The sequence below is a fragment of the Aggregatibacter segnis genome (assembly GCF_003130075.1).
GTDB classification, from domain to species: Bacteria; Pseudomonadota; Gammaproteobacteria; order Enterobacterales; family Pasteurellaceae; genus Aggregatibacter; species Aggregatibacter segnis_A.
Window position 1 is genome coordinate 399,263 of the sequence record NZ_NRCW01000001.1, and the last position, 11,403, is coordinate 410,665.

The window sequence follows — 11,403 nt, forward strand, 5'->3', positions numbered from 1 at the left end:
GAAGTTGAGAGTTATGCAATTTTTTGTGCTTTATAGTGGCTACGCGGATGGAGGATGAGATCTCGAGCGGCAATGATTTGTAATTCATATTCGCCATGTTCTAAAGTCGTTTGCATGACATCATTGACGGCGTTTGCCATGTGTTCAAACGCCTCTACATCCGATTTGCCATTGAGTAGGTTGGCGAGGAATAAACCGGCGGTTAAATCACCTACGCCGACCGGTTCGCGATCAAATGGGTGCAATGGACGGGAAATATGCCACATGCCTTGTTCGGTCGCCAGCAACATTTCAAATTGTGTTGCATCTTTTCCCACTTTACTTAAATGTTTGACCAAGACTTTTTTCGGCCCTTTTGCCAAAATGGCTTGTACGGCAGTCAGTGCCTGTTCAAAGTTTTCAACCGGTAAGCCGCTTAATTCACGGAGTTCCACCAAATTCGGTGTAATAATATCCGCTTCTGAAACAATGTTAATCAGACCTTCACGCACACCGTCTGCTACGATACAGCCTTTGTCAGGGTGTCCCATCACAGGATCGCATAAATAAAGCGCATGAGGATTGATGGCTTTAATTTTATACACAGCGTTGATGATTTCATCGATTTGTTCGGCAGATCCCAAATAACCAGAAACCACGGCATCACATTTTTTCAAGGCATCAATTTCATCAATGCCGCGTACGATTTCGCCGATTTGTTCTTTTGGAATAACAATGCCAGTCCATTTGCCATATTGGGTGTGATTAGAAAATTGCACGGTATTTAACGCCCAAACGTCAATACCGTGCAATTGCATTGGGAAGGTTGCCGATTTGTTGCCGGCGTAGCCATAAACTACATGAGATTGAATTGAAAGTACGTGTTTCATTGCCTTTTCTCCTTTTCTCCTTTTCTTCTCTTTTTGACTGCGCAGGAAAGTGCGGTGGGATTTTTATTTGTTTTTCTTTTCTATGCGTAACCGTAGCTCATTAAGCGTTGATAACGGCGATCCAACAGATTTTCTTGATTTAACACGTCTAAATCAGCTAAGTCTTCAAGTAAACGTTTTTTCAAGTTTTTCGCCATTTCAGCGTAATTGCGATGTGCACCGCCTAACGGCTCACGAACGATATTGTCAATCAAGCCAAGTTCTTTTAAACGATTGGCGGTTAAACCCATTACTTCTGCTGCGGTGGAGGCTTTATCGGCGCTTTTCCACAAAATAGATGCGCAACCTTCCGGAGAAATAACGGAGTAGGTGGAGTATTGCAACATGTTGACTTTATCACCCACGCCGATAGCCAATGCACCGCCGGAACCGCCTTCACCGATAACGGTACAAATCACCGGTACTTTTAAGAGGGACATTTCGCGTAAGTTACGTGCGATCGCTTCTGATTGACCGCGTTCTTCCGCGCCTACACCAGGGTAAGCTCCCGGGGTGTCAATGAAGGTGATAATAGGCAATTTGAAACGCTCTGCCATTTGCATGAGGCGTAATGCTTTGCGGTAGCCCTCCGGTGCCGGCATACCAAAGTTGCGTTTTACTTTATCTTTGACGGTACGGCCTTTTTGGTGACCAATAACCATTACCGGTCTGCCGTCTAAACGTGCCAAACCACCGATGATTGCTTTGTCATCTGCAAAAGCGCGATCGCCCGCAAGTTCTTCAAATTCAGTGAAAATATATTCGATGTAGTCAAGAGTATAAGGACGGTTTGGATGGCGGGACATTTTTGAAACTTGCCACGCATCTAAATTGGCAAAAGTTTTCTCAGTTAGTTCGATGCTTTTCTTCTGTAAGCGAGCAATTTCATCATCAAGATTAATGTCATTATCTTGGTTTGCCATAGCGCGTAAAGATTCGATTTTCGCTTCAAGTTCGGCAATGGGTAATTCAAAATCTAAGTATTCTTGACTCATTTGTAATTCCTAATTTTATGAAAAATTTGTACCGCACTTTAACAAGATTTTAGAGTGGGTGCAATCAGACGGGATATTTTATGTGTTTTTTTCATAAAAGTCATAAGATTTCATCTGGTAACACCAGCTAAGGCTATGTAATCAAAGTAATTTATGGTGTTTATCGAATAAAGGAAGAATGAAAAAAATGACTGAAATATCGAGTTATGCTCCAATTGACAATCAGCTAAAACGATTTTATTATGTAGTCACTTTCAAGATAAGATGTCTGAAGGTCAGGATTGGTCTCCTGAAATAAGCGGGCTGAAGGTATAAAACACTTTTAGTATCAGTTTTATGTCGCAAACTACAAACCATCATCAGTCAATGGTGGACTAGGTAGAAACCCGCAGGGATGCGACGCAGTATACCGCTTACTGTTAAGACCAATTCTGCTTAGTTCACCACCCAATCCTAAGTTTCATTTCTACTTAATTTCGATATTTTCTTTCTGACCGATGTTACTTCAGTTGTTTTTCTAGCTTTAAAAATGTATTTACAGAAATAAAAAAGCCCTGAAAATTCAAGGCTTTTTTACTAAGTTATTCCCACTCAATCGTTGCTGGTGGCTTACCGCTGATGTCATACACTACGCGGGAAATGCCGTTCACTTCGTTGATGATACGGTTGGAGACTTTGCCTAATAAATCATAAGGCAAATGTGCCCAATGTGCGGTCATAAAATCAATTGTTTCTACGGCGCGCAAGGAAATCACCCAGTCATATTTGCGTCCGTCACCCATCACACCGACAGATTTCACCGGCAGGAACACACTGAAGGCTTGGCTGGTTTTTTCATACCAACCGCTGTTGCGTAATTCTTCGATAAAGATAGCATCGGCACGGCGTAATAAATCGCAGTATTCTTTTTTCACTTCGCCTAATACACGCACGCCTAAACCTGGGCCCGGGAATGGGTGGCGATTGATCATTTCAGCCGGTAAGCCTAAAGCTAGACCGATTTTACGGACTTCATCTTTGAACAATTCACGCAACGGTTCGACTAAGCCGAGTTTCATATAATCCGGCAAGCCGCCTACGTTGTGGTGGGATTTAATCACATGCGCTTTGCCTGTTTTGCTGGCAGCAGACTCGATCACGTCAGGGTAGATCGTACCTTGTGCCAACCATTTTACTTTTGTTAGTTTTTTCGACTCATCATCGAATACGTCCACGAACACTTTACCGATAATTTTACGTTTCGCTTCAGGATCAGATACGCCGGCAAGTTCGCCTAAGAAACGATTTTCTGCATCCACGCGAGTGATGTTCAAACCAAATTTATTGCCGAACATTTCCATCACTTGATCGCCTTCGTTTAAACGCAATAAACCGTTATCCACGAACACGCAATGTAAGTTTTTGCCGATAGCGCGGTGTAATAACAATGCGACCACAGAGGAATCTACGCCGCCGGATAAACCTAGAATGACTTCATCATCGCCCACTTGTTCTTTAATGCGGGCAACGGCGTCTTCAATGATGTTTTCAGCAGTCCATTTGGTTTCGCAACCGCAAATGTTCACCACAAAATTGGTTAATAATTCCAAGCCTTTTTTAGTGTGGGTGACTTCCGGGTGGAATTGCACGCCGTAGAAATGACGGCTTTCATCAGACATTGCGGCAATCGGGCAAGTTGGTGTTGTGCCGGTCACTTGGAAGTTTTGTGGCAAGCGGGTGACTTTATCGCCATGGCTCATCCACACATCCAATTTGTTATCGCCGTCATTGAGATCCGCGAAAAGTGCGGTGGCATTTTCCATTAAAACGGAAGCATAGCCGAACTCGCGGTGATCAGAGGTTTCTGTTAAACCACCAAGTTGCATTGCCATGGTTTGCATGCCGTAGCAAATGCCTAACACCGGCACACCGGCGTTAAAAACATATTCCGGCGCACGCGGGCTGTTTTCTTCCGTGGTACTTTCCGGGCCTCCGGAAAGAATAATCCCGGTTGGGTTGAAATCACGGATTTGTTGTTCAGTTACATCCCACGCCCAAAGTTCGCAATAAACACCGATTTCACGCACACGACGGGCGATAAGTTGGGTGTATTGGGAACCAAAGTCGAGGATGAGGATTTTATGATTGTGGATGTTGGTCATGGTTTTCTCTAACAATTTCTATATATGCTGGGATAGATTGAATTTCGGTCGCACTGTTATGACAATAAATTGTATTGCGAGCCCAAACTGGTGGCGCATTCTATCATTTCCCCCCTCTAACGTAAACGATAGCGATTGTCTTACCACATAAAGTGCGGTCGTTTTTTTAGGTGTTTTTTAACGATCCCAAATAAATCGCGACTAAGGTCAAAAAAGCCCCGAGCCATTGCAATACGTTAATAGATTTGTGCAGTAAAAATGCATCGATAACGAGTGCCGCGACAGGTTCGGAAAGTAACAATAACCCGGTTAATCCCAGACTGAGCAAGGGAATTGTATAGGCAATCATGCCCCAGGCGATGCATTGCATAACAACGCCGTAAGTCATAATTAAACCGATGTCCGTGAGTGTTGTTGGATAAAGGGAATCGGCGTTGAATATCAGTGATGGCAGAATTAATGTGATGGCACCACTGATACTGATAAGCCACATGAGCGGAAATATGGAAATTGGTTCAATGCGGTGTGCTTGGCGAATCGATGCCATGGATGCGGCGAGGCAGGCGCCGGAAAGTAATCCGATAAAGATACCATAACCCGCTTCGATGTTATTTTGCAATTCGGGGCTCGCAATGAGTATTACACCAACAGTCGCGATAAGCAGGCTTGCAAGCTGTAATTTACTTTCCTGTTCTTGAAAAAATAGCCAACCAATAAATGCTAAAAAGAAGATTTGTAAGCTGTTTAATAGGGTGGAAATACCCGGTCCAACAGCGTAAATGCTTTCATGCCAAAAGGCTAAATCAAATGCGAGAAATACGCCTGAAGCGATTGTCCAAAATAAAGCTTTAGGTTGTTTTGGCAAGGGCTTACGATAAAGTTTCATTAAAAGCCAAAAAATTCCTGATGCAATTAGTAACCGCCAAAAGGCGATAGCATAGGCTCCAACGGGAACAAATTTAACGATAAGGCTACCGAGTCCAAATAAAATACAGCCGATAACCAACATGGTGGCGGCAAAACGATTTGATTGCATAGATGTTATAACTGATTAAAGAAAGTCGGGCGTGATTATAACAAAAGTGCGGTGCTTTTTTCTGCGTTTTAAAACGCGTTGAAAACCGACCGCACTTTATGCCGTATTAAACGGCTGGAATGAAGAATTCAGTGGCAATGATGACGCAAATAAAGCCGACGATCATTGGCACAGACATACGTTTTACGATTTCAAATGGTGAAATTTTTGCCATACCGGATACGGCAACTACAACGCCGGAGACCGGTGATAAACCACGCCCCAAGTTGGACGCTTGCAACATCGGGATCGTTAAGTAGGCCGGGTTAGCGCCCATTTGAGTGGCAAGTTTCGGAATTAATTCAGCGAAGGCGTAGAAGGCTGCGTTGCCGGAACCAGTTGCCATCGTCGCCAAAATCGTAATGACGGCGAGCACCAACATCATGATTAATCCGCTGCCACCGAAGGATTGGGCAGAATCAATCAGGTTCGTGATGAAACCGATTGTGCTTAAGCTTTGGGCAAAGACTCCGGCGGCTACCAATAACATCACCACGCCGGCAAAGGCATCCGCCATGCCGCGGTAAGCCACAATTAAGTTATCAAACGTTTTTTTCGCGCTGAAATTACGGGCAAAGTCAATTATTGCCGTGATGATGAAACAAAGAATGATAATGGTGACAATGTGTAATTTCGGCAAGCCCCATTGGCCGTCAAACAGCAATACGCCGATAATTGGCAGTAAAGGTAAAATGGCATAGAACGTTGGCACGTCTGTTTTGATGTCGGTGACATCCAATGTGGTGGTTACCACGCCTTCTTTGCGATCTAAATAACGTTGCCAGAAGAAATGCGCAATGGCGATACCGCAAATAGCAAAGAGGGAAACCGGCAAGCTAGTAGAAAAGGCAAATTCGCTCAGTGGAATTTTAGAGATTTCCGCAGACAACACCACATCACCGGAGGTCGGGGATAAAATGATGGAAATCGGTGAGGCGCAGATTGCCGCCGCGGCGCCGCGAGAAATGCCCACGTTGACCATCACAGGGAACAATGTCGCCATCAATAGTACGCCTAAACCTGTTGCAGAAGACACGGCAAAAGACATCAGGCAAGCGAGAAAGTAGGCAAAGATCATTAAAACGTAAGGGGAACGCACATTTTTGAGTGGTTTGGAAACAAGTTTCACCACCATATCGTTTGCGCCCAAGTGTGTCATGTAAGCGGAGAAACCGCATAACACCATGATCATTAAGCCTAAACCGCCGCTACGGTTAGACAGCAAGTATTTTACATACTCAATAATGTCTAAATAGGTTGAACCCGTGCTTTTTACATTTTCCGGCAAAATGGAATGTCCCATCAGCACGGAAAGTAGTAGCAACACTAAACCACCGAACATTAACACGCCCGTAGCGGAATAGCCTTTCACGATGTAATACGCAACGAGCACAATTGCGACTAGACCGATAATTAAATCCATAATATCTCCTTAGGTTGTATTTATAGATGCCTGAATGTAGCGAAAAAATAAAGCCGTTGTAAACGGCTTTAATTTGAAATTTTGAGGTTGATCATAAAAAGTGCGGTGTTTTTTACAGGTGTTTTTCTTACACCGCCTTTTCTTGCGATCCTTTTTATTTTTCGCTTAAGTAAATGCTTTTATCTTGCGCATCTCTTGGCAGGATTAAGTTTAATACCACTGCCGTGATGCCACCTGCCGCAATGGCGTTGCGGAAAACATCCGGTAGCATTTTGAACACTTCCGGCTCAAACGCTACACCTAAACCCACGCCCACTGCGGTGGCAGCGATAACCGCTTCACGGCGATTGATTCCGTGAGTCATGATGATACGCACACCGGCGATGGCGATTAATCCGAACATTAATACCATTGCGCCACCGAGTACCGGGCTTGGAATCGTGGTGAAAGCGCGTCCGACAATTGGAAATAAACCAAATAAGACTAAAATGGCCGCGATAAATTTCCCAACATGACGTGAAGCCACGCCGGTCATTTGAATGACGCCGTTATTTTGTGCAAAGGTGGTGAGCGGTAAAGACCCTAAGGCAGTGGCAATCACAGACACCAAGCCATCGGCAAACACGCCGCCACGTAAACGTTGGCGGAATTCTTCACCTTCATAAGGTTGACCGGAAACCATTGCTGTTGCCGTTAAGTCGCCCACCGCTTCAAATACACTTAATAAATAGATGATGGCGGCGACCCAAAATGCTGACCAGTCAAAAGCAAAACCATACTTAAATGGCACCGGAATGGTAAAAATGTCCACATCTTTTAATGGAGAAAAATCAACCATGCCTAAGCATAACGCAACGATATAGCCTGCGATTAAGCCAACGGCAATGCCGCTCATGCGTAAAAACGGATTGCGCATGCAGTTAAAAATTAACACAACGACCAGCACTAAACCGGCTAAGCCGATGTTTTGTAGTGAGCCAAAAGCTTCAGTACCTTTGGCACCGAAACCGCCACCAAAATCGGTAATGCCGATATCGATTAAACTTAAACCGATGAGCAATACCACGACACCGCTTACGGTTGGAGTAATGACGCGTTTTAAATAAGGCAAAATCCAAGCCGCACCACAAACTAAAAAAGCACCGACGAAAGAAATACCAAGCAAGGTTGAAATCATGGTGTGTTCGTCAATGCCATTGTCTTTCATGCTTAATCCCACGGCAATCATGACGCTGACGAAAGAGAAATTGACCGATTGAATGGAAAGCATGCCTGAGCCAATAAAACCGAAGCGATGCACTTGAATATAGGTTCCGATACCGGATGCCACCATAGCCATGGACACTAAGTAGGCGGTCATGTGTACCGGTAAATTTAGCGCGCCCCCGACAATCAGGGCAGGGGTAACCATCGGCACAAAAATGGCTAATAAATGGGTGATTGCACTAATTAGTGCGTTGAAAAAGGGCGGTTTATCTTCGAGGCGATAGACTAAATCCGCTTCCTCTGTTTGGTGTTGAGCGTGTTCCATAAAATGATCCTTAGATACGCTGGGGTTAGGAGAATAAGAGGGCGGTATTTTAGTGAATTTTATGGTGTTGCGCAAACGATTGCTTTTATGTTGAGAAAAATATTTTATGTTTATTAAAAGGAGTTGAAGAGAAAATAAAAAGTGCGGTCGATTTTCAAAACGTTTTTTTAATCGACCGCACTTCTTGTGAAAGATGAAACTCAATTAGCTCATGCGATAGTTCGGAGCTTCTTTGGTGATGGTGACATCATGTACGTGGCTTTCTTGAATACCCGCGCCGCTGATACGCACGAATTGTGCTTTTGTACGTAATTCATCAATGGTGGCACAGCCGGTTAAGCCCATGCAAGAACGCAATCCGCCCATTTGTTGGTGAATGATTTCTTTGAGTAAACCTTTATAAGGAATACGGCCTTCAATACCTTCCGGCACTAATTTGTCGGCGGCGTTATCGGATTGGAAATAACGGTCGCTTGAGCCTTTCGCCATGGCGCCAAGAGAGCCCATGCCGCGATAAGATTTGAACGCACGGCCTTGATACAATTCAATTTCACCCGGCGCTTCTTCTGTACCGGCAAACATGGAACCGACCATGACGCAACTGGCGCCTGCAGCAAGTGCTTTCGCGATGTCGCCGGAGTAACGGATACCGCCGTCAGCAATGACTGGGATGCCGCGATCTTTTAAGGCTTCAGCCGCATCAGAAATGGCGGTAATTTGTGGCACACCCACGCCGGTGACGATACGGGTGGTACAAATAGAGCCTGGGCCAATCCCCACTTTGACTGCACTAGCACCGGCATCCGCTAAGGCGAGCGCGCCTTCTGCAGTGGCGACGTTACCGGCAACAATCGGTAAATTCGGGTATTTTGCGCGTGTTTCACGTACACGTTGTAACACGCCTTCAGAGTGGCCATGAGAAGAGTCGATTAATAAAACATCTACGCCTGCTTTGACTAATGCATCAATGCGTTCTTCGTTGCCAGGACCTGCGCCAACCGCTGCGCCTACACGTAAACGGCCGAATTCGTCTTTACAGGCATTCGGTTTTTGTTCTGCTTTTTGATAGTCCTTTAAGGTAATCATGCCTTTTAATTTGAAGTTATCATCAACAATTAAGACTTTCTCTACGCGATGTTCGTGCATTAATTGGAAAATCTCTTCACGTTTTGCCCCTTCTTTGGCGGTGACAAGGCCAGACTTCGGTGTCATGAAATCGGCAACGGTTTTGTTTAGATTTGAAACAAAGCGGGTATCGCGACCGGTGATAATACCAACCAAGTTACCTTCAGCATCGACAACCGGGTAGCCGGCAAAACCATTTTTCTGTGCAATGGCTTTTAATTCGCTGATGGTTAATGTTGGTGGCACCGTAATAGGATCGGAAACCACGCCGCTTTCAAATTTTTTCACTTTACGTACACGATCCACTTGGCGTTCAATGGACATATTTTTATGAATAAAGCCAATACCGCCTTCTTGTGCAAGGGAAATAGCCAATTTCGTTTCGGTTACCGTATCCATTGCCGCTGACAACATAGGAATGTTTAAACGAATTGTTGAGGTTAATTGAGTGGAAAGGTTGGCTGTGTTAGGCAACACAGTAGAGTGAGCTGGAACAAGAAGAACGTCGTCAAATGTGAGTGCTTCTTTTAAGATGCGTAATGCCATTGCAATATCTCTCTTTAAGTTAAAATGATGAAAAAATATTGCGGGCGGATTATACAGATCCATCCTGTATTTGAAAAGAAAAAATGATAAAAAATTTTAGTTTTTAGCGTATGATAACCACCGTTCAAACGCTGAAAAACAGGAAGGATTTATGGCGAAATTACTAGAATTACTGACAAGCGATGTGGAAAATTCATTGGAAAATTTGACCGCACTTTTAGCATGCAGCGAAGCGGAATTATTAGAAGAAGTGCGCCAAATGGAGCAACAAGGACTGTATTTTGCGTTAGAAAATGATCATCTTTATTTGATCCCTGAATTGCCTTTATTAAATGAAAAACGTCTAGCGGAGGCATTGAAACCTTATCATGTGGTGGTTAAACCGGTCATTTCTTCAACCAATCAATATTTATTAGAGAATGTTGCTCACCTTCAAAAAGGTGATCTTTGCTTGGCTGAATATCAAACCGCCGGGCGTGGTCGTCGTGGGCGGCAATGGATTTCGCCTTTTGCCGGGCAAATTATCATGAGTTTCTACTGGCAATTGGATCCTCGTAAACCTTTGGATGGGTTAAGTACCGTGATTGGCTTGGCGATTGTGCAAGCGCTAGTTGAATTGGATATGTACGGTTTTCAAGTGAAATGGCCGAATGATATTTTAGTCAATGAGCGAAAACTGGCCGGCATTTTGGTGGAAATCGTTAATCAACCTAACGGTAAATTGAATCTGGTTGTTGGTATCGGCATGAATGTTTCTCTTGGTCAAGAAAAACAAATCGATCAACCTTGGGCTGAGTTGACGGAGTTTTTCCCACATATTGATCGTGAGAAACTGATCATACAAATGGTCAATACCATTTATCGTTATTTAGCGCGTTTTGAACAGCACGGTATTGATGCGGAAATGCAACAACAATGGCTGGAATATGATGCCTATCTAGGTACTGAAGTGAATGTGATAAGCGAAAAAAGCACCATTTCAGGTATTGAACAGGGGATTAATGCACAAGGTCATTTATGTCTCATGACAGAAAAGGGTGTGCAATATTTTAATGCAGGCGAAGTCTCGTTACGGAAAAAGTAAAACTTTCGAGAAAAAAATGCGTCTAATCTTATGAGTAATCGTGAAGGTATTACTTGTTTAGCTTATAACTCATGAGGTTACATATGAAAAAAACAGTTAAATTTTTAGGCATTGTGACACTAGCGGTAGCATTAAGTGCTTGTAACAATTTAAGTAAAACCCAGAAAAATACGGCTATTGGCGCGGCGGTCGGTGGTGTGGCCGGTAATGTGATTGGCGGTTCAACCGGAGCAACCCTTGGTGGTGCCGCATTAGGTGGTTTAATTGGAAGTCAAGTGGGTAAATAATCGAATTCACTCAGGTTTAGCAAGTAAAGTGCGGTCGGAAATAGGTAGGTTTTCGACCGCACTTTACTATTTAGGAATAGCTAAAAAATAATCAGTTAAAAAATATTTTGTAAAAAAATCGCAAAAAGGGGTTGCAAGGTCGTGATAAATGCCTATAATACGCCCCCACAACGACGCGCCGTTGTAAAGCATAAAACCGCGCGTCGTTTTTTGTTCTTTAACAATCAATCAGACAAACTGTGTGGGCACTTGAAGATTCGTTTTTATCATTAAAGATTTTAAAATTGA

8 protein-coding genes and 1 pseudogene are annotated in these 11,403 nt (G+C 43.8%); 2 read left to right on the forward strand and 7 right to left on the reverse strand.

Going from position 1 to position 11,403, the window contains the following annotated elements; genetic code table 11:
• Positions 1 to 11: 11 nt before the first annotated feature.
• The 7 genes from pdxY to guaB all read right to left on the reverse strand — a co-directional run bounded on the left by pdxY (position 12) and on the right by guaB (position 9,744).
• Entirely contained in the window at positions 12 to 869 is an 858-nt protein-coding gene (gene pdxY / locus DK415_RS01920; protein WP_109432205.1) for a pyridoxal kinase PdxY, read from the reverse strand.
• Between the two features lie 80 nt (positions 870 to 949).
• A complete protein-coding gene (gene accA, locus DK415_RS01925; RefSeq protein WP_109432206.1) occupies positions 950 to 1,903 on the reverse strand; it encodes an acetyl-CoA carboxylase carboxyl transferase subunit alpha in 954 nt (317 codons plus the stop codon).
• A gap of 581 nt (positions 1,904 to 2,484) precedes the next feature.
• On the reverse strand, positions 2,485 to 4,044 hold the full coding sequence (guaA, locus tag DK415_RS01930; RefSeq protein ID WP_109432207.1) for a glutamine-hydrolyzing GMP synthase: 1,560 nt from the start codon (positions 4,042 to 4,044) through the stop codon (positions 2,485 to 2,487).
• 166 nt (positions 4,045 to 4,210) lie between these two features.
• Entirely contained in the window at positions 4,211 to 5,080 is an 870-nt protein-coding gene (locus tag DK415_RS01935; protein WP_109432208.1) for a DMT family transporter, read from the reverse strand.
• Between the two features lie 106 nt (positions 5,081 to 5,186).
• Positions 5,187 to 6,542: an anaerobic C4-dicarboxylate transporter DcuC gene (dcuC, locus tag DK415_RS01940; RefSeq protein ID WP_109432209.1), complete on the reverse strand. Its 1,356-nt coding sequence runs from the start codon at positions 6,540 to 6,542 to the stop codon at positions 5,187 to 5,189.
• Positions 6,543 to 6,696: 154 nt separating this feature from the next.
• Positions 6,697 to 8,073 carry a nucleobase:cation symporter-2 family protein gene (locus DK415_RS01945; protein WP_006718572.1) on the reverse strand — a complete coding sequence of 459 codons (1,377 nt, stop codon included), beginning with the start codon at positions 8,071 to 8,073 and terminating at the stop codon, positions 6,697 to 6,699.
• A gap of 204 nt (positions 8,074 to 8,277) precedes the next feature.
• Positions 8,278 to 9,744 (reverse strand): IMP dehydrogenase, encoded by a 1,467-nt coding sequence (guaB, locus tag DK415_RS01950; protein ID WP_109432210.1) that lies wholly within the window; start codon positions 9,742 to 9,744, stop codon positions 8,278 to 8,280.
• Between the two features lie 106 nt (positions 9,745 to 9,850).
• On the opposite strand from guaB, the pseudogene birA reads away from it, so the two are divergent.
• A pseudogene (gene birA, locus DK415_RS01955) lies at positions 9,851 to 10,828 on the forward strand (bifunctional biotin--[acetyl-CoA-carboxylase] ligase/biotin operon repressor BirA); the annotation flags it as partial.
• 83 nt (positions 10,829 to 10,911) lie between these two features.
• Entirely contained in the window at positions 10,912 to 11,115 is a 204-nt protein-coding gene (locus DK415_RS01960) for a glycine zipper 2TM domain-containing protein (protein WP_109127964.1), read from the forward strand.
• Positions 11,116 to 11,403: the final 288 nt, after the last annotated feature.